The organism is Arachidicoccus terrestris, assembly GCF_020042345.1.
Classification (GTDB): domain Bacteria; phylum Bacteroidota; class Bacteroidia; order Chitinophagales; family Chitinophagaceae; genus Arachidicoccus; species Arachidicoccus terrestris.
Window position 1 is genome coordinate 2,306,355 of the sequence record NZ_CP083387.1, and the last position, 23,131, is coordinate 2,329,485.

The window sequence follows — 23,131 nt, forward strand, 5'->3', positions numbered from 1 at the left end:
CGGCAGCCAAAAGCGCCGGCATTTTTGTAACTAATATTGGCAATCTATAACTTACCTTTGCGCCATGCAAGATTATACCCTCAAAAAAGCGCTGGGTCAGCATTTTCTCAAAGACGAAAAGGTTCTTGAGCAGATCATGGATGCGCTCGGCAAGACCACATTCAGCAGGTTGCTGGAAGTCGGTCCGGGAGGCGGCGCTTTAACCAGGCACTTGCTACAGCTTCGGGGTATCGAACTCAAGGCCGTGGAACTGGATGAAGAAAAAGTGGTATACCTGCATAAGACCTATCCCGAACTGGAAGGAAAGATCATCCACAAAAGTATATTGGAACTGGAACCGCCGTTTGAAAAGGACTTTACCATAATCGGCAATTTTCCTTATAATATCTCATCTCAGATTCTTTTTAAAGTACTGGACTGGAAAGATCAGGTCCCTTCTGTTTTTGGCATGTTCCAGAAGGAAGTGGCGGAGCGGATCGCCTCAAAGGGAGGCTCTAAGGACTACGGTATTCTAAGCGTTCTGATACAGGCCTACTATGACGTAACGTATCTTTTTGATGTGCCGGCCACTTGCTTTAACCCTCCGCCTAAAGTAATGAGTGGGGTTATTGAACTCACCAGAAGAACGACACCTGAAGAAGTGGCCAGTCACAAAAAATTCAGGTTGCTGGTAAAAACAGCCTTTAACCAGCGCAGAAAAATGCTGCGTAATGCGGTAAAAGGCTTATTCGATCCTGATTTTTTAAAAGACGACATCTTTAATAAACGCGCAGAACAGCTCAGTGTAGCTGACTTTGCACGCTTAAGTTTTAAAATGAAATAAACAATAAAGTGACAAAGAAAGTACTGATCACCGCGAAAACACATACTATCTTAAAAGAAACACTGGAAGCTCAGGGCTTTCAGGTTGATTATCAGCCAGCCATCACCGCCGCAGATTTATTGGATAAAATAGGAGAAACCGAAGGGCTGATCGTCACCACCCGTTTGAAAATTGACAAGGCAGTAATTGACGCAGCACCTCATTTGAAGTGGATCGGCCGCCTGGGCAGCGGAATGGAACTTATCGATGTTCCCTATGCAGAGTCTAAAGGCATCATTTGTGTCAGTAGCCCGGAAGGTAACCGGAATGCCGTTGCGGAACACAATCTCGGCCTCTTGTTAAACCTCCTCAATAAAATCAGCAGCAGCTTTGAAGAGGTCAGGGCGCATAAATGGATCCGTAATGCCAACAGGGGAACGGAACTGACAGGCAAAACAGTGGGCGTTATCGGCTATGGCAATACCGGACAGGCTTTTACGAGGCTACTGGCGCCTTTTAATGTGACCGTCCTGGCACATGATAAATATACGGAAGGATATGCCAGGGATTATGTGCACGAAGCGCAACCGGAGCAGATCTGCAAATATGCCGATATTGTATGCATGCATATCCCCCTGACAGAAGAAACCTTTCACTATGCCAATGATACGTTTTTTAACGCGATGGAAAACAAGCCGGTATATATCACCGCCTGCAGGGGGAAAGTAACGGACCTGGAAGCGCTCATCAGGGCCCTGGATACCGGTAAAATCTCTGCGGCCGGCGTGGATGTCCTGGAAAATGAAAAGCTGGACACATATACCCAAAAAGAGTGGGATATTCTGGACAACCTGGCCAGTCGGTCAAATGTAATTCTAACCCCTCATATTGCCGGATATAGCCATGAAGCCTTTTTTAAAATGTCACAGGTTATACTAGAAAAGTTAGGATTTTGGCCGAAAAAATAAGGCTTCATTTGCATATTTATTAACAAATATTCACTTAACTTCGTAGAAATAACATTTATGTACAGCGCCGCAGCTTGGTTGCGGCGTTGTATTTTTTTTGTGTATAATCAAAAATATGTCCCATGAGTGAAGTAATGTATGTCTCAAAAGAGAGCTTCGAAAAGATGAAGCAAGAGCTCCACGAAATGCTAACGGTGCAGCGCCCCGCAGCCTCCCGCGCCATTGCTGAGGCAAGGGAAAAAGGGGACCTCCGGGAAAACGCAGAATATGATGCCGCGAAAGAGGCACAGGGCATCCTGGAAGCGAAAATTGCAAAACTGGAGATACTGGTGCATAGCGCCAGAATTGTAGATGAAAGTCAGATCGATACCAGCAAAGTATCTGTACTGACCAAGGTGACCTTTACCAATATGTCGACCAAGAAAAAAAGTACTTTCCAGCTGGTCGCAGAGAAAGAAGCCAACCTTAAAGAGGGAAAATTGTCCGTATCCTCTCCCATTGGGCAGGGATTACTGGGCAAAGCTGTCGGAGACGTTGCTGAAGTCAGCGTACCTAACGGTAAAATGAAACTAAAAGTGGAATCAATCGCCCTCTGATCTCCGGGTCAAAGGGCTTAGGCATTTGTAAAAATAAAACAGAAAAGATTTGACAGTACCCCGATATTGTCAAATCTTTTTTTACATTTGCAATCCTAACCGGAAAACGGGATGTAGCGCAGCCCGGTAGCGCACACGTCTGGGGGGCGTGGGGTCGCAGGTTCAAATCCTGTCATCCCGACTGAGAAGCCTATAAAGGCGGTCAAAACCCCTCTAATCATATGATTAGAGGGGTTTTCTCTAGTTTGGCCTTTTTCTAGATAAGGCAAAAAAAAATAGCAATTTAGTTGGTTATATTGCTATTTTTTGTGATCTTTATATCTAGTTAAACGACTAGATATGGGATATCCAACTAAAATTCAGATAATAAAAAGAGCAAAGAGTGAGCAATGGTATGTAAATTTTCCAGCTGCCGTGGCTCAGGCAATAGAATTTAAGCAAGGAGAGATTGTTGAGTGGGTGATAGATGATCACCAGCGCCTAGTACTTCAGCGTAGTGATGAATCCGTAAAAGATCTTAAAAAAAAACTCCCCAAAAAGAAGGAGTAGTTGCTTGCTTTAATGAATTATTCGATAGATGTATAACAGCTTTCAAGCAATCCAGAACTTTTCAGAGAGCTCGCGATTTGTCTCACGGAGTTATTTCATGTATTGGACGTTGTACGATAACAGGGATGTTAACAGCAAGTGGGAATCAGTTTAAGGACTGGAGTGCGGCCTATCGAATATTTAAGGGTGAAAGAATGGATATGAATGCAATTTTTTCTGAAGTTAGAAAGGAGGTCGTGTATCAAAATAGAAAGAAAGGCGATTTTATTTATGCACACATGGACGATACCCTGTTAAGGAAGAGAGGGAAGAAAATATCAGGGACCGGATGGCTAAGGGATCCACTTGGCCCCCCGTTTTGTAATAATTTCATTTGGGGCCAACGATTTGTTCAACTCTCTTTATCGCTCATTGAAAAAGACCTCTGCGGTCCATCAAGGGCCATCCCGGTAGACTTCAAACATTGTCCTCCCACCAAGAAGCCGTCAAAAAATGCGACCGACCAGGAAGTAGCACTATACCGGGAAAGACAGAAGAAAGAAAAAATGAGCGAAGTAGGCGTCCAGCGTGTCATAGCCTTGAGAAAGTGCTTAGATGACGATGGCTATAAAAATAAAAAACTTATCCTGAGCGTGGACGGCAGTTACACGAATGGAACTGTTTTAAGGCAACTTCCAGAAAATGTAGAACTCATTGGCCGCATAAGGAAGGATTCAAAAATTTATGCTCTACCAGAAGAGCAACAATCAGGAAAGGGACGTAAACGATATTATGGAGAAGAGCTCCCCACACCAGAACAAATCCGACAAAGCGATGACTATCCTTATCAGCAGGTTGAAGCATGGGCTGCAGGAAAGATGCGTACATTCAATGTGAAAGTTGTAAAAGATATACGCTGGCGAAAATCAGGTAAGAGAGACTTAATGCTGATCATTATCAGGCCAGTTTCCTATAGGCTCACCAAAAAATCAAAATTACTGTATCGTGCTCCCGCCTATTTAATATCAACCAATCAAGAGATAGATATTTTCCTGCAGGTCCAGGCTTATATTAGAAGATGGGAGATAGAAGTCGGCTTTAGAGATCAGAAAACATTAATGGGATGTGGTCAGGCACAAATCCGGGAAAAAACTGCGGTAGCAAAAGTTCCGGCATTTGTATCCGCATGTTATGCTATGATGATACTGGCATCGCACAAACAGCAGCAGTCCAAATCAAAAAAACAACTCCCTGGGCCTAAATGGTACGTAAATATTAAAAAGCAAAGGGTTACTACTGGTGATATTATAAATAGATGTAGAGTTGAAAATTGGGCGCAAAGTGTAAATATTAATTTTTCCGACTTCGTGAACATTGAAAAAAAATTATCGAAGTGCGAAAAAATGGCAAATCCCTCATTTTCCTCCTTCTTTTATGCCAGAAATTAGCCAAACTAAAGAAAACCCCTCTAATCATATGATTAGAGGGGTTTTGCTTTTTTTCTTACCCCAATTTGTTCAAGTAAAACCAAAGAAAATGAGACTCATTCGGTTACCCATTTTCTATACCTAATTTTGAGTCACAGAAATGGGTTCAAATATCTAAAAATCAGCCTTTTGCACTTATTTGTTTTGTTGCTTTTTGTAGCCGTTTGATATAGGATTTTAACCGATTAGTGACCTTTTTCATATCAAGCCTTACTGAAAGAATCTATGGTAATGTCAAATCTAATCTCAACTTTTAAAGTGTCAAAAAGACTTAATGAAATGACCAAATTAATTTACTATTTAGGGCTTAAATTTCACTCTGCCTTGTTCATCCCTAGAGCCGTTTCTATCTCTTAGATTCTCATTCCTATTTCTTCTAAACCTATAATTGAACGAAATCATGATTGTTCGAGTGTCCCTTTGATTTTCAAAATACGTATCTGAACCATAAACGTTATAAATCCTACCTTTACTTTTTACACTATGAAATAGGTCATTCCCACTAATACTTATTGATCCCTTACCATTCAATAGTTGGTATCTTAAACCAGCTCGTAGACTTGCAACCCCCTCAGTCGAATTTTGCCCCGTAAATGTAGGACTGCCCGTATTTAGCACCAATTCTCCTATCAATCTTTTACCAATTGTAAAGCGATTAAACCAATTAAATGAATATGCAAAAAATGTAGTATCAACTCGGTTTTTATTTATTAGAATATTAAGATGAACTCTTTCAGGATTTATGCTAAAATCAGAATTCCACCATTTAAAAATATTTTGATTATAAGTCATCATCAAACCGACTAGCTTTAGAGCGCCGGTGTTTTCAGGTCTTCGTATATATACATCATTAGCAGCGTTCACAACATCCGTAGCTATATTATTAATTTTAGTTAAGTATAGACTTGAATTCAGTTTTTTCTTAAAAACATAAGTTATTTCTACATTATTTGAAAATTCGGGTTCTAAAAACGGATTGCCTATCGATTGGTCGTATCTCTGGACTAAACTGTAGAACGGGTTTAAACTGTTATAACTTGGACGATTAATTCTTCTTCCATAGGCAAGGAAGAATTGACTTAGATTTGTTGAATCTGGTTTATAAGATAAAAAAAAGGTAGGAAACACATTTAAGTAATCCCGTTTAAATAAAGCACTCTTTACCGATATATTTCCCATTTGGTGTCCGTCAGAAATTGTTCGTTCTATCCTTATCCCAGCTTGCACACCTATTTTGCCAAAATCTTTCTGGGATTCTAGGTAACCGCTTTGAATAATTTCATTATACAGAAACCGATTGCTAAGCGATTGGTCATATTTTTCATTAAGTCCATCTCCAGCAAAATACCCAGCAATATTATCCGTTTTTACTTTGCTAATTTTAACGCCAGAATTTATTTTAAATTTTTTGGACAACGGAAGTACAAGATCGGACCTTGCTGAGTATATGTTGATGAACCGTGGAAGAAATCCCCTGAGTAAGTCAGTTTTTATCAGGTTATCACCTATATAGCTTGAATTGCTGAAATTTTGTTCAGTACCTGTCTTATAATATCCATAATCAAGGTCGAAGCTTATTTCGGATCCTAGGGAATCAAATTTGCGGTTCATATTGAGGTTAAATAATTTGTTGTTAAGCTTGTTATTCGCAGTATTTGTTGATAAAATTGTTGAATCAAGTTTTCCATAGGAATTTAATGCTTCATTATAAACCTCACCCGCTTCATTTTCAAAGTTCCGAGAATTGGTGAATATTATGCCGAAAGTCGTTCTTTTATTGAGGTAATAATCTGCACCTAATTTTATTAAATTATTATTTTTAGTTGATACAGTTTCCCCTTTTTGATCAATAACAGAAAAAGGAGTAAAATCAGAATTTAGCACTCTTCTTACCGAATTCGTCTTTATAAAGTCTTTTAAGCTACCAATTCCAAAATCAGCAAAAAGGTTTAATTTATCAACTCTGTAATTCAGATTCAATGAGCCATTTATCTTTCTGTACAACCCTTCACCAATGTTTCCAGATAACCCTACATTGAATCCATCCTCTTTGTTTTTCTTGGTTATAATATTAACAACGCCCCCGTTTCCCGCAGCGTCATATTTTGAAGGAGGTTGAGGCATAAGTTCAATTTTGTCCAAAAGATCTGCCGGCAATGATTTCAAATATGCAATTAGGTCACTACCTGATAAATAGGTAGGTTTACCATCCACATAAATAGTAACTCCTTTTCCCATTAAATTTATACCTCCATCTTCATGTACTTTCATTCCTGGTAATTGACCAAGGAGATCAAATGAGTTATTCCCAGAAGTGGTTATAAAACTCCCAACATTAATTATCGTACGATCAATTTTTCTTTCAATTGCGTTTTTTCTTCCTATTACAACAACCTCTTGCAGTTGTCTAATATTTTTAATATCACTAACTGAGTCTTTTTTTAATGTATCAGAAGCAAGTTTAGGATTCTGCGCAAATGTTGAGGAACAGATGACTAATAAGATTATAGTTATGAACTTTTCCATAGAAATCAGTTTAAATTTATGCTAAACTAATTTTTGTAGGCTTGGTTGAAAAGCATAATCGATGAACAAGGAGAACATATAGACGAACGCATGATTTAGAAAATGTTTTCTATTCGATTTACTATAACTTTGAAAGACCTAAAAGAATTATAAATTTTTCTTTAAGAACTGGAAGGAATGAAAAAAAGAATAGGCTTATTAATTGTTGCATTTATAATATTTTATTCATTGATCCATTTGGGAAGATATGTTCCCGACCTTGTACGAGGGAAATTTAGTCTTGTAGACGAAAGAAGTTATGAAATCAGGTGCTTACATTTAATGTTGGACCTAGTCATTTCTTTCATGTTTATTCTTGGAACCTATCTTAGTTTACATAAGTTTAATCCTGGCCAAAAATATTTAAAGCTCACAATCTCTATTGGTTTCTCTTTCCTTTTATGCTTTGGATTACAATTTATAACGTCGAAAATACTTTCGAGTGATCCAGTAATAATCTCAAGGTTTTTTAGGAACGAAATTCTTTACAATGCTTTTTACGTTGTATTTTCTATGGTATTTTATTTTATCCAATATAGCCTATACAATGAATTCCAACAAAAGGAGTTGACCTTACAAAATAAATCGTCTGAGCTGTCCTTATTGCGGTCACAGATTAATCCCCATTTCCTTTTTAATAATCTCAACAATATATACTCACTGGTATATCACAATTCGAAACAATCTCTAAATGCAATATCTGGGCTGAGTGAATTACTTAGGTTTATGCTTTATGAGAAAAGTGAATTTATTCCATTAGAGAATGAGATTAATTATATTAAAAAGTATATTGAACTCGAACAATTACGTTTTGAACGTCCCAGTTTGATTAAATTTTGTGTTGAAAAAACAAAAAATGAGCCTTTAATACCCCCACTACTCTTAATACCTTTTATTGAAAATGCGTTCAAACATGGGAAAGTATCCTTCGAAGAACACTGGCTAGAAATTGACATTAAAGTTGAACATAATGGAGATATTGTCGTTAGGTGTATCAACAATGTCGGAATAAAGGCAAAAGCACCAATTGGAGGAATAGGATTGGAAAATGTTAAGAAAAGATTGGAAATATTATATCAAGGCGATTACAAATTTGAAATCCATCATATTGAGAATAAATTTGTTGTTAATCTTGAGATTAACAACAAATTTTAAATAAGATAAATTATAAAAACATGTCTAAACCATTATCATTTGTTATAGTCGATGATGAGTTTCAAGCAATTGAGCTCTTAGGGGACTATGTTATAAAAACCCCGGGTACTGAATTACTTCTCAAAACAACTTCAGCCTTAGAGGCATTGGACTTTATTCAAGAAAATCAAGTCGATGTTCTGTTATTAGATATCCAAATGCCGGAAATTACAGGTTTAGAACTTATTGATATTATAAAAAATAGAAATACAAAAGTAATTCTTACCACAGCGTACTCTGAATTTGCAGTAGATGGCTTTAATCAAGATGTTATAGATTTTTTACTGAAACCTATTACTTTTGAAAGATTCCTCACTAGTATTTCTAAAGCGAAGAAAAGAATTAATATCGATAGTTCGATTTCTGGTGCTTCTATTGAGACTAATTTGGATTACATTTTTATTAAAACGGAATATCGATTAAAGAAAATTATCCTCTCAACAGTTTTATATATAGAAGGGTTGGGAGATTACATCACTTTGTACACAACAGAAGGAAAAACATTGTCACTTGAAAGAATAAAATATATGGAAGAAATTCTCCCATCTTGTTTTTTGAGAATTCATAAGTCTTATATAATCAACATTAACAGCATTGATTTTATTGAAAAAAACCGAATAATAATCGGTAAGGAATATTTACCGATAGGTGCTTCTTTCAAAGAAAAGGTTAGAATTAAACTGAAACTTTAATTAACTTCTGTATCAAATGTCGGTTATATCTCTTCCCTAACTTGTGACTTGCGATAGTCCCGCGCTCATTTCTGGCCTGCGAAACCCCACCGCTCTTAACCTGCGCTGTTCTCACCTGGCTGTTTACGGAATTGGTTTGGCGACTAAATTCTATAAAAAAAGGATCGTTATTATCGTATCTTTATGACAACAAAGAACATTGACTGATTGTGGTGAAAGCGTTGGGAGGGGTGCGCCTCCCTCCATGATTTAAACTTGAGATCACAAATTGTGATTTCAAGTTGGCATATTCCTGATTCGTTAACGGAAAATGAAATTTTTCTTGAAATATTGACAGATTCCCCTCATCATTTATGTTTCAGCTTTCAAAGAAGGAATTTGAAAATTGGAGATCATGTAAGCTTCCCAAAAATAGAACCTTTAGAGATTAGATTTCTTCCCTCTCCTGGGGAAATTGATTGGGGGCGAGTGTAGCGGAGGCGTAGCCGGAGCGGAACGAGCCCCCAATCAATTTTTGGCCGCTTTCTTCCCGGTACCTCACCGGTGGAAGACCTCCTAATGAGTCGTGTGGCCGATCGTGGTTATAGTCTTTTACAAACTCATCTGTGATATCTCTTACATCATCCAACGATTCAAAGATATAAGCATCCAGTACATTTTCTCTGTAAGTCCTATTAAATCGCTCTATATAGCCATTCTGCATGGGTTTGCCAGGTTGGATGTACTGAAAAGTTATATCGTTTACTGCGCTCCAATGAGTCATTAACCCTGCTATTAATTCCGGGCCATTATCCATACGAATATTCTGTGGTTTACCGTAGCGGTTGATTAGGTGGTTTAACACCCACACTACACGGCTACTTTTTAAGCTGTAATCAACTTCTATGTACAATACTTCACGGTTATAGTCATCAATAACATTAAAACTTCTAAATTTAAGTCCATTGCTCAGAACGTCATTGGTGAAATCTATACTCCAGCTCTGTGTAAAGGTCTCCGGAACAACTAATGGCTGCTTCTCTCTATTGGGCAGGCGGCGCTTACATTTGCGACGAAGAGACAGGCCAGCTTCCCGGTAAATGCGAAAGAGTCGTTTATGATTTACTATGACACCCTGGTTGCGGATGCGGCCATAAGCCTTCCAGAAACCCTCACGAGGATGATCTTCAGCATGCTTACGAAGTAAATCCACGTAAGTGCTGTCATCTTTGATTGATTTATAGTGCAATACGCTTCGACTTAAACCGAGAACCCGACAAGCCTTGCTCACTGATTTTGGCAGTTCCTTACGTATTTCTTCTACCAAAGCCCTTTTGTGGCAAGGCTTTACAACTTTTTTTCGATTATGTATTTAGCGACATCAAGCTCCATTGCCAGATTGGCATACATACGTTTTAAGCGGGTATTTTCCTCCTCCAACTCCTTCACCCGTTTCATCTCACTAGCTTCCATGCCACCGTACTTTTTACGCCAATTATAGAGTGTGGCTTTGCTTACGCCACGTTCTCGACTTATTTCCTCGGCACTTTTGCCGCCATCAAGCTCCTTTAAAATACTAGCGATCTGAGTCGCGCTAAATTGATTCTTCTTCATATTTGAACGGTTTAAAATTAAACAATTTTGTCTAATTCTAACTCGTTCTATTTAAAGGGGAGCTTACAATCACAATTTGTGATGTCCAATAACGACAAAATGGGATTAAGGAGAGCGCCCTATGCATTCACCGAACAAGGAGTAGCAATGCTCTCTGCTGTTCTAAGAAGTGAGGTGGCTGTAAGAATTAGTGTGCAAATTATGAACACATTTGTTCAGATGCGTAAACTTATTGGACAGAGCACCATTCAACAATTAAGGTTTAACAATATTGAAAGTAAACTAATTGAACACGACCAAAAGTTTAATCAGTTATTTACGGCTTTAGAACAAAGCGCCCTGCCGCAAAAAGGGATTTTCTATGACGGAGAGGTGTTTGATGCCTATAACTTTGTGTCTGATGTAATCAGAAAAGCAAAGAAATCAATTATCCTAATAGATAATTATGTAGACGATTCTCTATTAACTTTTTTTACCAAACGTAAAACACAAGTTGGCTGTTTTATTTATACCAAAAAAATCAATAAAAGCCTGCGATTAGATGTTGACAAACACAACGCCCAGTATCCACCAATTGAATTAAGGGAGTTCACTGAAAGTCATGATCGCTTTTTAATTATTGACAGGAAAGAACTCTATCATATTGGAGCATCGCTGAAAGATTTGGGAAAGAAGTGGTTTGCTTTTTCAAGGATGGATAGTTTGTGTGATGAGGTCTTGGATAAATTGAAAGGAGGTAAAAATGAGTGAGCAGAAGGATACAATCTCACGACATGTCTGCAAAATATTTTAACAGGCAGAGCTCCGCTTACCAGTGATAAAGCGTGTTAAGACAGAGACAATGTCTCCTGGCTAAAAGACGAAAGAGATTAAATTTTAATAAAACACAACCAGAAGTGTTTGGTTAATTTAATTTTGAAAAGGATTTATTTTCTGCGCAATACCTTTGGTTGGATTTGCAGTTATTCGATATTCCAAAGAGGAATGCGTTTAAATCGAAAATCCAGGTTTGAAAATTTAAGTAGTTGAACTGTGTATCCCCAGCTAAATGGCCCGTCCTTTATGGAAAAACGCTCACGGCTATGAAGCGGATTATTAAAGGTCTGTTGCAGCCTACAATAATGTGAACATTTTCTTTTTATTTTGAAAGCTGGCGGCTTTTACAGCAGCTGTCCCCTTGAAGATATATTCTACCCCGACAATGCCTGAGGGTGAATTAGGAAATACCAGCGAGCAGGCTTCTTTGCCATTAACTATAAAACGAAGATGCTTATTAATTGCCACCACCTTCAATGTCGTCCATTTTGTCAGATCGCAACCAAATCCTGAAAGGTCTCTTTCTGAACTGGTGACTTTGCGCCCTGCAGCCAAGAATTGTAAATCGCCGACGCAGCCTGTTGCACAGAGGGGAATGGTGATCACATCATTTTTGCAAAGGATCCGAACACCTATCTTCTGGCAAACGGCGCTTCCTGTCTTAAAATCACTCTTTAAGGTTGTTTCAAAGGTAAAATTATCATTTCGAAGCCCCGGCAGATCCCGCACATTGAACAGGCAGATCACTGGCGGATGTGGCTGAAGTGTCAGGTGATAGGATTTAAGAAGCGAAGCAGACACCACCACCATACTGTCTTTCATATATTCTTCTTTTTTGAAATACAGCGGCACATCCTGTTGCGGCATGGCTGCCAGCCAGCCTTTGGTGGTGATCAAAAGATCATGATGTTTCACCACCCTGCTTCCCCGGATCAACTGCGCCCGGAAGAATCCCGGATAATAATAGATGGAAGAATAGGAATGATTGTTTTTAGACACCCGCTTTTTACGGCTGATATCCCAGCTTTGCGTTATAAACACAGAGTCCTCTCCCGATTGGCTGGCATCATAATCAAAAATAACAGAATTAGGCACGCCGGAAGTTAAAACTTTCCTACTGCTAAAAGCATAGGCTGCCGTGTCACGAGTTGATCTGGCAGGCCGCTTGGTCAGGCCGCTAAATAATGCAAATAGCAGCAGGGCCAGGGTGATACCTCCCGCCCACCAATATCTTCTTTTATGCAGAAGAGTAGTGGAAAAGGTGCGCATTTTCTTCGACATACCGGCAGTTTTACTGCTGGACGCAGCCTGCAATTTAAAGGTGCTCCAGTCCGCAAACCCTATATATTGCGCCAGTGTATTTAATGTAACCGTTGAAGGGACACTGTCATATTTAACTTTGCCAAAAATTCGTTTGAGCGTTGTTATACTCAACAATACGCCCGTTATCTCCTGTATTTCTTCGCTGAGTTTTTCAAAATCATAATTCGTCCATTCATGGCTGTCGCCCCGCTGAAACTGCTGTTCCACCAAAGACAGGCACTCTTTTATATAAATAAACGAATGATTATTACCCATTGATTGTCAATATAAAAACCGTTGAACAGGAATGAACCAATTTGAACGGCTCGTGAATAGCCTCTAAATTAAAGATTTTTAAGCTTTGGTCAACTTCTAAATTTTTAATACATATTTTTTATGAAAAAGATCATCGCCAAATTAGCCTTCTCCGCCTTAGCTATATTATTAGCGGCTCATCTGAAGGCACAGCAAACGTCAGCTAAAAATATCTTCGTGCAAATGCACCCAGACAACTGGCAATATGACCCGGGTACAGTCAGGTTTGAAAAAGTTGACGGGCAGCTCGCCATGAAAATTACCGATGCCAGGCATATGGCTACCGTTAAAGACGCCAGCCTCACTGATGGCATCATCGAATTTGATATCCAGCTGCCGTCAGAAGGGTTTTCCACTGTCTATTTTCGCCGGCAATCAACAAATGAGGCGGAGTGCTTTTATTTCCGTACCGGCAAAGGCCGCAACGGCCAGGCAGGCGATGCCCTCCAGTATGCGCCAATCATTAAAGGGATAAATCTATGGGATCTCTATCCGCAGTACCAGTCAGATGCATCAATTCAACCGGGAAAATGGAATCATGTAAAAGCCGTTATCTCAGGCAAACAGTTGCGGGTATTTGTCAACGATACCACGCGGCCCGCACTTATCGTTCCTTATCTGGAAGGCAATGTTCGTGGAGGTTCTGTCGCATTTGACGGCGCGGCAACCATTGCCAACCTGACCATCAGGCGAGGTGCGACCGACGGGCTTTTTTCTCTGGCCGGCGCAGATATCACAGATAATGATCCCCGTTATCTCCGCAATTGGCAGGTAAAGCAAAAAATGACTTCCATGCAACCAGGGATCGGATTGGATAACAGCGATATGCCAGACAGCAATACCCTGTGGGAACCGATCCGGGCAGAGAGGCGGGGCCTGATCAACCTCAGCCGCAAATTTGGTGGCGATCAAAAGCGAAAAATTGTATGGCTCAAAACCCATATCCAAGCAGACGCAAACCTGACCAGAAGACTGTTACTGGGGATCAGTGATGAAGTGTGGGTCTTTATTAACGGGCAACTGCTTTATGTTGATAAAAACTACTTCAATACCCCGACGATGAAAACACCTGGCGGGCGCATCTCACTGGAAAATGCATCTTTCGACTTACCATTAAAAAAAGGGCAGAACGAAATCCTTATCGGCGTGGCAAACGCTTTTTATGGTTGGGGAATCATCGCCCGGCTGGACGACAGTAAGGGTCTTTTATTGGAAAGATGACCTTTTTAGTTAGAGCTGTTTTGCCTTGTCTGAAGATCTGCCTGGCTTTTTTCAGCAGATCTCATGGCCGGGCTGTGCCTTTTCGGGCAACTGTATGCCGTTAAATATGTCTTTTCGGGACATTCAATTAACATTACTTTCAACATCTTTGCATCTGCTAGCTGCCTGGATTGAGAAAATTGAGGTGCCGCAATCAAAACAACCGCTATCACCTGACTGAAGGTCAATAGCTCAGGCATTACCACTCAAAAAGCTCTCTTTAAAGTGGTAATGCTTTTCCCAAAAATGGCTGACAGATGCCCGCGGATCCTTATACTCCGGTTTACCCGTCTTTCTGTTTTTTATTAAACAGGTTATCTACCTTTATAGGCTTTTTGTCAGCGCTGAGGGTGATGCGCCATGATATTTTTTAAATGCCACAGAAAACTTTCCGGCGCTTTCATAGCCAAATTTGAAGGCAATGTCTTTTATCAGTAACTGGTTTTCCAGGATCAGCTCCCGGGCCTTCTCCATTTGCCGGTCCTGAAAATACCGGTACAAGGGTTTGCCAAACACCTGCTTAAATTCTGTCTTAAGCTTAGTTTCTGATATACCAAATTTTCTGGCCAGGAAACTGACGCCCGGAAACCGTTCATATACATGCGCGCGAAGGTAGGCTTCCACCGTGTTCATGGTAAACCCCTCTTTATATTCAACTGCGATCGTCTTGTTGACAATATTCAGATCCTGGCAAAGCCGGCAAAAATCAAAAATCAGGTTCAGTGTCGTAAACTTTAAGCGAAGGAGGTCCACCCGTCTGGCATCGCCGCCAATATTCATTACCTGCTCAAACAAATCAAAACGATTCAATACTTCGTCTTCTGCTTTAAGCGGCCATACAATATATTCGGCATCGGATCCAATGAAGCGGTCCAATCCTGCTTCTGCAAAAAGCTGGTTAGGCATCAGATTTGTTTTCAGCCACCGCTCATTAAAGTACAGGGTAATAAATTTGCAGTCAGCACCTTTAAAATTGAGGTCACAGTGCCGTTTTTCAGGTTTAAAAAACGTCCAGCTGTATTGCGGAAAATATAGCGTTTCATGAGCATCTGCCTTTTTAATTCCAGGCACATTGCTGATACTATTTAAACTCAGGATATAGTAATCATCTTCTCTGTCAGATACAACAGTTCCTTTATCCCTATAAAGCAGATCATAGGCCACATTAGCGTTATAATAGGCCTTCGAATATACGATCCAGCAGCCCCGCTCTAATTCCTGATAATAGAAGCCTCCTTTGCAAAAGGGATTATTGGAATAAAGATGCTGTTTATCTTTAGCGTGTTCCACAAAAGGGAACCCCTCAAAACTTTCAATCATCGACCTGGGGGAATCTCCGTTATACGGCAAGTGGAAAAAGCCTTTACTATAGGTAAAATAATCTTGTTTAAACTGACTTAGCCAGGCTTTAAGTTTTTTGGTATACATAAGCGTCTCAAATAATGGTGCAGTACCTGTGTCGGTAGAGCAAAGCTACAGAAAATTGGAGAAATGGCGTCCCGCTTCAAGGCAACATATAAATAACGCTCAAATTAAAAAATATTTAAATTTTATTAAATATGTCAAAGATCCTCCCTTCCTGGAAATCCTATTAAACGCTCTTTTCATATATATTCGCAACTATTTGCCAGATATCGATCATGCCGGCATTTTGTCGCCATTACGATGTGGATTTGTCAATTTATTCTTTAGTTTCGTCTGGTAGGTAGGTTTGACGGCTCAAGATATTACAACAATATCACTAAGGTTCTTACACGCACCCTATTATTAGTTTAAATCAAAATCGTATTATGAAGTATTGTCTCTGGGGAGCATTCCTTGTCTGCATCCTGTCTTGTAATACATCCGTACAAAAAATTGACCGAAGGGCTGTCGTCAGCCGCCACAATGTACAACTTAAAAAAGCTGATACACTCGGTTCGCTCACGGTGGGCAATGGCAAATTTGCCTTTACAGTTGATGTTACTGGCCTGCAATCCTTTCCTGTAGCGTACGCAAACGGCGTTCCGTTAGGCACACAGGCTGAATGGGGCTGGCATAGCTTTCCCAATGACAAGCAGCTTACCTTCAGTGAAACGCTTAAGTCCTTTAACTTTAACGGAAACCATCCGGCTGTATACTCAGTCCAGAAAAAAACCGGGAGAGGTAAAGAAGCCTCCGATTATTTCAGGGCGAACCCCCAGCGCATTCAGCTTGGAAATGTCGGTCTGGTCATTTTGAAAAACAATGGCGATACGGCTACACTTTCCGATGTAAAAAATATTCAGCAACAGCTGGATCTCTGGACAGGTGTTATTACCAGTCAGTTTGAAGTAGAGGGCGTACCGGTTAAAGTCGTCACCTGTGCTGACAGCACAAAGGACCTGATCGCTTTCCGGGCCACTTCCGCCTTAATACAGCAAGGGCGCCTGAAGGTGCGCTTTCGTTTTCCTACGCCCATGACCTCCTTTTCAGACAAGGCCGTTAACTATACCGCTTATGCCGGCAATACGACTACGCTGACCCAGGGTAAAAGCCAGGCAGTATTTCACAGAAAAATAGATACCACCGTCTACTTTGTTCAGGCAGACTGGTCGGGAGCGGGTCAGGTTGTTCAGACGGGAAACAACGATTTTCTCTTAAACCCGGATGGGTCCCAAAAGCAGCTGGCCTGCAGTGTTCTTTTTATGCCGGGTAAGGGCCAGATACAAAAGCCGGACGGCTTTGAAGCCACCCGTCAAAGCAGCATCGCTGCCTGGGACAAGTTCTGGATGTCCGGTGCGGTCGTCGATTTCAGCCACTGCACGGATAAGCGCGCCTTCGAACTGGAACGCAGGGTCGTACTTTCCCAATATTTATTAAGGGTACAGGAAGCGGGCAGTAATCCTCCTCAGGAAACCGGTCTTACCTATAACAGCTGGTATGGCAAGCCTCATATGGAAATGATCTGGTGGCATATGGCACAATGGGTGCAGTGGGGCCGTCCGGAACTACTGGCGCCCGCGTTATCCTGGTATTTCAGGGCCTATCCTACCGCCAGAGATATCGCCCGGCGTCAAGGCTATAAAGGTATCCGCTGGCCCAAAATGACCGATAACCAGGGCAGGGAGACGTCCTCTAATGTGGGCTCCTTTCTGATCTGGCAACAACCTCACTTAATTTACCTGGCAGAATTGCTCTACCAGGATAGCCGCAATACGGAGGACTTAAAAAAATATCAGAAACTCGTCTTTGAAACCGCCGACTTTATGGCCTCCTTCGCCGCTTATGACAGCGTTAACCACCGGTTTAATCTGGGAAAAGGGTATATTCCAGCACAAGAGTGCTTCAAAGCGGCAGAGACCTTTAATTCTCCCTATGAACTGGCCTACTGGAAATGGGCCTTACAGACTGCGCAAACCTGGCGCAAAAGGCTTGGCTTAACGCCGGATCTGGCCTGGCAGCAGGTTATTGATCTCCTGGCACCACTGGCAGTACAAGACGGTTTATATAAAGGCGCTGAAGATGTAACAGATTCCTATTCGCCCAACAGCGCATATACCATCGACCATCCTGCCGTGCTGATGGCGCTCAGCACACTACCGGCAAACAAAGTTGTCGACACTGCCATAATGAGTCGGACATTTGACACAGTAGAAAAAGTCTGGCATTGGGAGCATACATGGGGCTGGGACTTTCCGATGGTCGCCATGACGGCAGCCCGGCTACACAAACCGGAAGCTGCTATTAACGCATTGTTTAAGGACGAACAGACCAATACTTACCTTATAAACGGCCATAACTATCAGGATGGCCGCCTGACCATATATCTGCCGGGCAATGGATCATTGCTTAGCGCCATTGCATTAATGTGCGCCGGCACCAAAGAAGACCCGGAACACAATCTTGGTTTTCCCAAGAATGGTAAATGGGATGTAAGATGGGAGGGGTTAGAACAACTACCCTAATACTGAAGTAATTCTGGCTTGAAGCGGCTGGCGTAAATGCCGGTAGCTTCAGCCAGATCTATATCAATAACGCGTAGGCCTTCAACACCATATTGTTGGTGACCCAGACAGTGGCCGTCAGGCGCAAAAAGCGCAGAGGCTGATTCCTGATATTTAGAAGCATAGTTGACGCTGGCAAAAAAGATCCCGTTTTCCAGCGCACGCATCATCATAGCCTTTTCATAATAAGGGTTTTCCTTCGCTAAAAAGGTAGTACAGGCACGTCCTTCCAGATTGCTTCCGTTGTAGTGTGGATGGAATACCAGATGAACTCCACGGTAAGCGGCCCACCGGACAGATTCCGGATACCGGAACCCTTCATGGCAAATGGTGATGCCGAATTTTAATCCCCGCACCTCAAATAGCTGCCTTTCTGTTCCGGGTCTCCAAAGCGCATCTTCGCTTGGGTCCAGTTGATTTTTCGTTTGCCAACCCTGCACCCCGCCATCCGCGTCGATCACATAGGCGAGATTCATCAGACAGCCGTCTACATACCCATCCATCGGCAATACCATGGCTATTTTATTTCTTTGCGCCACAGACTGAGCCTGGGCTAATGCTGTTTGCAGGGCCTCCGGCTTCCGATCTGAGGAGGGGTAGCCCATTCCGGGATAACCGGGTAAAAAAGATTCCGGAAAGCAGACTATAGCGGCGCCTCTGCCGGCAGCATCTGTCACATAGGTTTCCAGTATCGTAAGCCCTTCCTGTAACGACCCGGGGAATGGGGGAGATGCAAGTGCGATTTTCATCAGATGATTATTCAGTGAAATCAAAGGTACAATATCGTTATATTTTTACATCCCAATCAGACGCTTCATCAGGGAAAGATTACCGTAAAAATATAGGCCACCAGGTTCACTAACAATACGACGCCGTACAAAATATTGGTTTTCCCCTTACTCAGCGACAACATCACAGTAAAAACAGACAGCCCTAATAAGATCATAGACTTGGTATCCAATCCAAGTACAATATTTAAATCAAAGAAACGGCTGACGACCACCACTGATGGAATCGTCAGCCCGATACTGGCCAGCGCGGATCCCAACGCCAGGTTCAGGCTTGTCTGTAAATTGTTCTTCCTGGCAGCTATAATGGCAGCCATACCTTCCGGCAACAGAACAACCGCCGCGATTAATACACCGACAAGAGAGGTGGGCAACCCCGCCTCAATGACCGCAGATTCAATCGTTGGAGAAAAGGCCTTGGCCAGCAAAACAACGACGCCAAGGCTCAGTAATAAAAAAACAAGGCTCAGTGTTACTTTAAGATTCGTAGGGACCGGCCGGACTTCCTCTGCGCCCTTATGGCCTTCTGACAAAAAATAGTTTCTATGCCTGACGGTCTGGACAAGCAAAAACGTTCCATAGATCGTCAGGCAGGCAAAAGCAATAAAAATCAGCTGCGCTTCACTATATTGCGGGCCGCTGACACTTGTGGTATAATTAGGCAAGACCAGCGTCAGGACCAGGATTGCGATAAGGCTGACTAAGGCCGTATTTACCGATGCTTTTTGAAAAGACTGTTCAAAATGTTTCGCACTGCCGACCAAAATACAAATACCAATAATAGCATTCAGGATGAGCATTACAGCTGAAAATACGGTATCTCTGGCCAGATAAAGTGCTTTTTCTCCCCCGGATATCATTAGCGCAATAATCAGTGCCACTTCAATCACCGTGATTGCAATGGCTAGCAGTATGGTGCCATAAGGCTCGCCGACTTTTTCCGCAATCACTTCTGAATGATGCACTGCAGACAACACAGCGCCAATCAGAAATGCGCCGGTAAGAAGCTGCATTATCAGAGAACCGTTTGTCCACCCCAGAAAATAGGCCATCCAGGCGATAACAGGCAGCAGCAGAGACCAGTCTAAAAATTTCTTCATCGGGTTTTCGCTTTATAGATACAATAAGCGCAGTCTTACCCTTTAAAAATAAATAAATTCTGGCGAACAACAGGCCCTGCGAGCATAAATATTCCCCCTTATACGCCGTTGTAAGAATCAATGGTGCAGACGCCACAAATCACTTCATTATTATACCCCCGCCACCCGCCTTTTATATTCTGCCAGCGCCTCATCCAGGCGGACTTTGGTATCGACTGCGCCAGGCGCATTATGAGAGGGGTGAATGAATAACTTAACGCCCCTGTCTGCCAGGATCTCGGCCACAGTCGTTACGGTCATCCAGACCGCCGTGATAAACGCCATCGTAGAGACAGGGCCAATTTTATCAGGATGATTCTTTAGAGGGACAGAAGCGTCTTCTACCGGCGCACAGGTGTCTACCACCACATCGGCGATCTCAAAAATATTCTTACCACTGGAATGTCTGGTCTTTTTGCCTTCCGCTTCCGCAGCAGATCCGAAAACCACAAGCTTCATTCCCTTGTTTTTGGCCTCTAATGCCACATCTATATTAACACTATTTATGCCGGTATGCGAAAAGATCCACATTGTGTCGCGGGCATCAAAATCATACCCTTTCATGATTTCTTTTCCATAACCTTCTACTCTTTCCAAAAAAATAAACTGATGAACACCCATCTGGCCGGTTATATTGGTAAAGAATGTCAGCGGTAACTCTACAATCGGGTGAAATCCGACAAAGCCGCCAATACGCGGATACATTTCCTCAATGGGTAATGTGGCGTGTCCACATCCAAAGGTATGTACCCACCGGCCACATGCAATTGAATCGGCCATCACCTCGGCAGCCTTCTGAATATTCTCCATTTGAGAGGCCTCAATGTTTCCCATGACATTTCTGGCATTCTCCAACCAAATTTTTGCTAACATAGTCGTATTAATTTAAAGATAAAAATTTCAGGTTATTTGCCTTTATTAACCCGGCGCAGCACCGCTACGCAGAGAGTGACCATGACCATCCACTCCAGGCCAATGGCAATCGTCAGGTTCTGAATGCCGGATTTCTGTACGACAATACCCATCAGATAGTTGACCAACATATTACCTGTCAAAGCAACGACCAGCACAATACCAAAGGCAGTGGCAGACAGCTGGCTGAAGCGTTCTCCGACCATACCTAACATTAGGGGAAATCCTCCGGCCAGTCCACCTCCTATCAGCATCAACGCTATAATAACGACGGTGTAAGACGCGCTCCAGGTGAGTAAGCCCAACCCTGTGGCCAGTAGAACAAAAGCGATCAGCCAGAGCCGCCCAGAGGAAAGCTTTCTAAATACACTACCTAACAGCAGCCGCATGATGGTCATACCCACAACGGATAAAGAAAGCGCAAACAAAGCATGATTATTTGCAAACGCCTTAACGCCTATCAGATAAGTGGTTGTCCAATTGCTCATCAGCGCCTCCAGGCTACTTTGGCAAAAAAGAAAGAAAGCGATAAGAATAAGCACAGGGTCTTTCAATAACCGAATGGCTTCCCGCATTGGAAAACCCCGCCCTAGCTTAGCTACGGGAAAACGGATGCATACATAAAATACACCCAATAAAAAGCAGAGACCGCCGATAACGGCCAGGATAACCTCATAAGGAACCACTTTTTCCAGGGCGCCTGACACTAAGGGCATACCCAGGGCGCCTATACCAAAGAAAACGCCCAGCACGCTCAGATTCGCTCCTTTTTTCTCATCACTAAGGTCTGCCACCAAAGCGCTTGTCGCGCCGTTTACAGCACCGCCTCCCAGACCAAATAAAAAGACACTTAGCCTGAGCAAAGCCCAGGTCGGTGCAAACGCCACCCCTTCAAACCCCAAAAGCATACTGAAACAACAAGCCGTCAATATATATTTATATCCATATTTATCAGAAGCCGGTCCGAATAACAACGACCCCATAAGGATCCCTAAAGGAAGAATAGAAAATAATGTCCCTGCCCCGATTTCATCCAGCCCGAACCGGATCATCAGCGCCTGCTTCACTGAGCCTAATGTGGTGATGCCCGCACCAAACAAAAGGATGCCCATGCAAGCGCCACCAAAAACAAGTTTTTTATTATGCATAGATGGAGGCATTGTTTTGATAACTCAATTGGATGGCAGACCAGGCTGCACCATATAAACAGGCGTATCCTTTAAGTGCAGATCCGACCAAACGGACCCGTGCTCCGGCTATGGGCTGTGCCCATTTTAGCATTTCTGCCTCTATATCCTCCAAATACTGTAAAGCCGGGCCAAATACCCCTCCTCCAAAAATAATCACCTCCGGGTTCAGGATACTGACCAGGTTAGCAACAGCCCTCCCCCAGGATGCCGTACAATCAGTAAGCACACGCATCGCAATGGGGTCTTTCTTTTTTGCAGCTTTAAAAATTGCCGCACTATCCAGTGGCAGGGTATGGCGTAACATCCCGGAATATTCAGGTGTCTGCCGGATCAATTTCCCCGCGAGCCTCGCTATTCCATCCCCCGAACTATATGATTCAAAACATCCAAAAGACCGGTAGAGCTCCTCATAACCGTCTTCCATCGCCATCCATCCGACGGCACCGGCTGTTCCGGTCGAGCCACGGATGATTTTACCCTCAGATAGAATCCCCGCTCCGATCCCCGTGCCAACTGTGATAAAAACAGCGTTTTTAGCGGCTTTTGCTTTTCCTTGCCAAGCCTCTCCCAGAATGGAGCAAGTTCTGTCATCTTCAATACTAATCGGTATATCTCCCACTGATTCACGCAACTTTGCCTTTAACGGATAGGCTTCCCAACCGGGAATATTTGGCGCCCAGACTGTATCACAATTAGGGTCATACATCCCCGGTATAGCCACTCCGACGGCGCTGACCCGTTGCTGATTTTTTTCTTTGATCTCCTGGAGCTTTGCGCAAATGAATGCCCCCACCGCATCTCCTTCCCGCTGATCAAGCCCGAACCGCTCCTCCTGAAAGCAATCTCCATTTTCGGTAAAAAGGCCTATCCATAATTTCGTTCCGCCTAAATCAATACCAATCACCATACTATTTGATTTAAAGATAAAAAACGGATTGCGACTTTATGCTATAAAAATAATAATTAATGCATAAAACAGCAAACATTATTGCTTATTTATTTGCCGATGCCACCGACTG

At 42.3% G+C, this 23,131-nt stretch carries 19 protein-coding genes, 1 tRNA gene and 1 pseudogene; 11 read left to right on the plus strand and 10 right to left on the minus strand.

Annotated features, from left to right (window positions below; all coding sequences use genetic code 11):
• Positions 1-64 precede the first annotated feature (64 nt).
• The 6 genes from rsmA (at position 65) to K9M52_RS09080 (ending at position 4,342) form a co-directional block, all read left to right on the plus strand.
• Complete coding sequence (rsmA, locus tag K9M52_RS09055) at positions 65-823, plus strand: 16S rRNA (adenine(1518)-N(6)/adenine(1519)-N(6))-dimethyltransferase RsmA (RefSeq protein WP_224071738.1); 759 nt, start codon at positions 65-67, stop codon at positions 821-823.
• Between the two features lie 8 nt (positions 824-831).
• Positions 832-1,770, plus strand: coding sequence for an NAD(P)-dependent oxidoreductase (locus K9M52_RS09060; protein ID WP_224071739.1), 939 nt, complete (start codon positions 832-834; stop codon positions 1,768-1,770).
• A gap of 122 nt (positions 1,771-1,892) precedes the next feature.
• Positions 1,893-2,366, plus strand: coding sequence for a transcription elongation factor GreA (gene greA, locus K9M52_RS09065; protein WP_224071740.1), 474 nt, complete (start codon positions 1,893-1,895; stop codon positions 2,364-2,366).
• 107 nt (positions 2,367-2,473) lie between these two features.
• A tRNA-Pro gene (locus K9M52_RS09070) sits at positions 2,474-2,547 on the plus strand.
• A gap of 158 nt (positions 2,548-2,705) precedes the next feature.
• Entirely contained in the window at positions 2,706-2,915 is a 210-nt protein-coding gene (locus tag K9M52_RS09075; protein WP_119986438.1) for a hypothetical protein, read from the plus strand.
• 32 nt (positions 2,916-2,947) lie between these two features.
• The gene (locus K9M52_RS09080) at positions 2,948-4,342 is read left to right on the plus strand and encodes an IS701 family transposase (protein ID WP_224071853.1); all 1,395 of its coding nucleotides are present in this window, start codon (positions 2,948-2,950) and stop codon (positions 4,340-4,342) included.
• Between the two features lie 339 nt (positions 4,343-4,681).
• On the opposite strand, the gene K9M52_RS09085 is transcribed toward K9M52_RS09080, so the two are convergent.
• Positions 4,682-6,907, minus strand: coding sequence for an outer membrane beta-barrel family protein (locus K9M52_RS09085; RefSeq protein ID WP_224071741.1), 2,226 nt, complete (start codon positions 6,905-6,907; stop codon positions 4,682-4,684).
• 552 nt (positions 6,908-7,459) lie between these two features.
• Between K9M52_RS09085 and K9M52_RS09090 the strand changes: the two genes are divergently transcribed.
• Together K9M52_RS09090 and K9M52_RS09095 are read left to right on the plus strand one after the other, a co-directional pair.
• The gene (locus K9M52_RS09090; RefSeq protein ID WP_224071865.1) at positions 7,460-8,101 is read left to right on the plus strand and encodes a sensor histidine kinase; all 642 of its coding nucleotides are present in this window, start codon (positions 7,460-7,462) and stop codon (positions 8,099-8,101) included.
• A 20-nt stretch (positions 8,102-8,121) separates the two neighbouring features.
• Positions 8,122-8,832: a LytR/AlgR family response regulator transcription factor gene (locus tag K9M52_RS09095; protein ID WP_224071742.1), complete on the plus strand. Its 711-nt coding sequence runs from the start codon at positions 8,122-8,124 to the stop codon at positions 8,830-8,832.
• A gap of 181 nt (positions 8,833-9,013) precedes the next feature.
• On the opposite strand, the gene K9M52_RS19190 is transcribed toward K9M52_RS09095, so the two are convergent.
• Entirely contained in the window at positions 9,014-9,187 is a 174-nt protein-coding gene (locus K9M52_RS19190) for an ORF6N domain-containing protein (RefSeq protein WP_394369863.1), read from the minus strand.
• Between the two features lie 177 nt (positions 9,188-9,364).
• Positions 9,365-10,425 (minus strand): annotated as a pseudogene (locus K9M52_RS09100) (IS3 family transposase); the annotation flags it as partial.
• 27 nt (positions 10,426-10,452) lie between these two features.
• Between K9M52_RS09100 and K9M52_RS09105 the strand changes: the two are divergent.
• Complete coding sequence (locus K9M52_RS09105) at positions 10,453-11,175, plus strand: ORF6N domain-containing protein (protein WP_224071743.1); 723 nt, start codon at positions 10,453-10,455, stop codon at positions 11,173-11,175.
• A gap of 363 nt (positions 11,176-11,538) precedes the next feature.
• Here K9M52_RS09105 and K9M52_RS09110 read toward each other — a convergent pair whose 3' ends face one another.
• Positions 11,539-12,819 (minus strand): hypothetical protein, encoded by a 1,281-nt coding sequence (locus K9M52_RS09110; RefSeq protein WP_224071744.1) that lies wholly within the window; start codon positions 12,817-12,819, stop codon positions 11,539-11,541.
• A gap of 120 nt (positions 12,820-12,939) precedes the next feature.
• Here K9M52_RS09110 and K9M52_RS09115 point away from each other — a divergent pair, with 120 nt between their 5' ends.
• Positions 12,940-14,079 (plus strand): family 16 glycoside hydrolase, encoded by a 1,140-nt coding sequence (locus K9M52_RS09115; RefSeq protein ID WP_224071745.1) that lies wholly within the window; start codon positions 12,940-12,942, stop codon positions 14,077-14,079.
• 363 nt (positions 14,080-14,442) lie between these two features.
• Here K9M52_RS09115 and K9M52_RS09120 read toward each other — a convergent pair whose 3' ends face one another.
• Positions 14,443-15,546: a helix-turn-helix domain-containing protein gene (locus K9M52_RS09120; protein WP_224071746.1), complete on the minus strand. Its 1,104-nt coding sequence runs from the start codon at positions 15,544-15,546 to the stop codon at positions 14,443-14,445.
• Between the two features lie 362 nt (positions 15,547-15,908).
• Between K9M52_RS09120 and K9M52_RS09125 the strand changes: the two genes are divergently transcribed.
• The gene (locus K9M52_RS09125) at positions 15,909-18,044 is read left to right on the plus strand and encodes a hypothetical protein (protein ID WP_224071747.1); all 2,136 of its coding nucleotides are present in this window, start codon (positions 15,909-15,911) and stop codon (positions 18,042-18,044) included.
• Here the strand turns inward: K9M52_RS09125 and K9M52_RS09130 are convergent.
• The 5 genes from K9M52_RS09130 to K9M52_RS09150 form a co-directional block, all read right to left on the minus strand.
• On the minus strand, positions 18,041-18,832 hold the full coding sequence (locus K9M52_RS09130) for a carbon-nitrogen hydrolase family protein (RefSeq protein ID WP_224071748.1): 792 nt from the start codon (positions 18,830-18,832) through the stop codon (positions 18,041-18,043). The genes K9M52_RS09125 and K9M52_RS09130 overlap by 4 nt on opposite strands.
• Positions 18,833-18,900: 68 nt before the next feature.
• The gene (locus K9M52_RS09135; protein WP_224071749.1) at positions 18,901-19,971 is read right to left on the minus strand and encodes a calcium:proton antiporter; all 1,071 of its coding nucleotides are present in this window, start codon (positions 19,969-19,971) and stop codon (positions 18,901-18,903) included.
• Positions 19,972-20,121: 150 nt separating this feature from the next.
• Complete coding sequence (locus tag K9M52_RS09140; protein WP_224071750.1) at positions 20,122-20,883, minus strand: sugar isomerase domain-containing protein; 762 nt, start codon at positions 20,881-20,883, stop codon at positions 20,122-20,124.
• A 32-nt stretch (positions 20,884-20,915) separates the two neighbouring features.
• Entirely contained in the window at positions 20,916-22,070 is a 1,155-nt protein-coding gene (locus K9M52_RS09145; RefSeq protein WP_224071751.1) for an MFS transporter, read from the minus strand.
• Positions 22,063-23,019 (minus strand): ROK family protein, encoded by a 957-nt coding sequence (locus K9M52_RS09150; protein ID WP_224071752.1) that lies wholly within the window; start codon positions 23,017-23,019, stop codon positions 22,063-22,065. The genes K9M52_RS09145 and K9M52_RS09150 overlap by 8 nt, the downstream gene beginning before the upstream one ends.
• Positions 23,020-23,131: the final 112 nt, after the last annotated feature.

Excerpts from the sequence above, each read along its gene's own strand:
- rsmA (WP_224071738.1), top strand. The coding sequence starts at position 65 with ATGCAAGATTATACCCTCAAAAAAGCGCTGGGTCAGCATTTTCTCAAA.
- greA (WP_224071740.1), top strand. The coding sequence starts at position 1,893 with ATGAGTGAAGTAATGTATGTCTCAAAAGAGAGCTTCGAAAAGATGAAG.
- K9M52_RS09075 (WP_119986438.1), top strand. The coding sequence starts at position 2,706 with ATGGGATATCCAACTAAAATTCAGATAATAAAAAGAGCAAAGAGTGAG.
- K9M52_RS09085 (WP_224071741.1), bottom strand. The coding sequence starts at position 6,907 with ATGGAAAAGTTCATAACTATAATCTTATTAGTCATCTGTTCCTCAACA.
- K9M52_RS09090 (WP_224071865.1), top strand. The coding sequence starts at position 7,460 with ATGGTATTTTATTTTATCCAATATAGCCTATACAATGAATTCCAACAA.
- K9M52_RS09095 (WP_224071742.1), top strand. The coding sequence starts at position 8,122 with ATGTCTAAACCATTATCATTTGTTATAGTCGATGATGAGTTTCAAGCA.
- K9M52_RS09110 (WP_224071744.1), bottom strand. The coding sequence starts at position 12,819 with ATGGGTAATAATCATTCGTTTATTTATATAAAAGAGTGCCTGTCTTTG.
- K9M52_RS09115 (WP_224071745.1), top strand. The coding sequence starts at position 12,940 with ATGAAAAAGATCATCGCCAAATTAGCCTTCTCCGCCTTAGCTATATTA.
- K9M52_RS09120 (WP_224071746.1), bottom strand. The coding sequence starts at position 15,546 with ATGTATACCAAAAAACTTAAAGCCTGGCTAAGTCAGTTTAAACAAGAT.
- K9M52_RS09125 (WP_224071747.1), top strand. The coding sequence starts at position 15,909 with ATGAAGTATTGTCTCTGGGGAGCATTCCTTGTCTGCATCCTGTCTTGT.
- K9M52_RS09130 (WP_224071748.1), bottom strand. The coding sequence starts at position 18,832 with ATGAAAATCGCACTTGCATCTCCCCCATTCCCCGGGTCGTTACAGGAA.
- K9M52_RS09135 (WP_224071749.1), bottom strand. The coding sequence starts at position 19,971 with ATGAAGAAATTTTTAGACTGGTCTCTGCTGCTGCCTGTTATCGCCTGG.
- K9M52_RS09140 (WP_224071750.1), bottom strand. The coding sequence starts at position 20,883 with ATGTTAGCAAAAATTTGGTTGGAGAATGCCAGAAATGTCATGGGAAAC.
- K9M52_RS09145 (WP_224071751.1), bottom strand. The coding sequence starts at position 22,070 with ATGCATAATAAAAAACTTGTTTTTGGTGGCGCTTGCATGGGCATCCTT.
- K9M52_RS09150 (WP_224071752.1), bottom strand. The coding sequence starts at position 23,019 with ATGGTGATTGGTATTGATTTAGGCGGAACGAAATTATGGATAGGCCTT.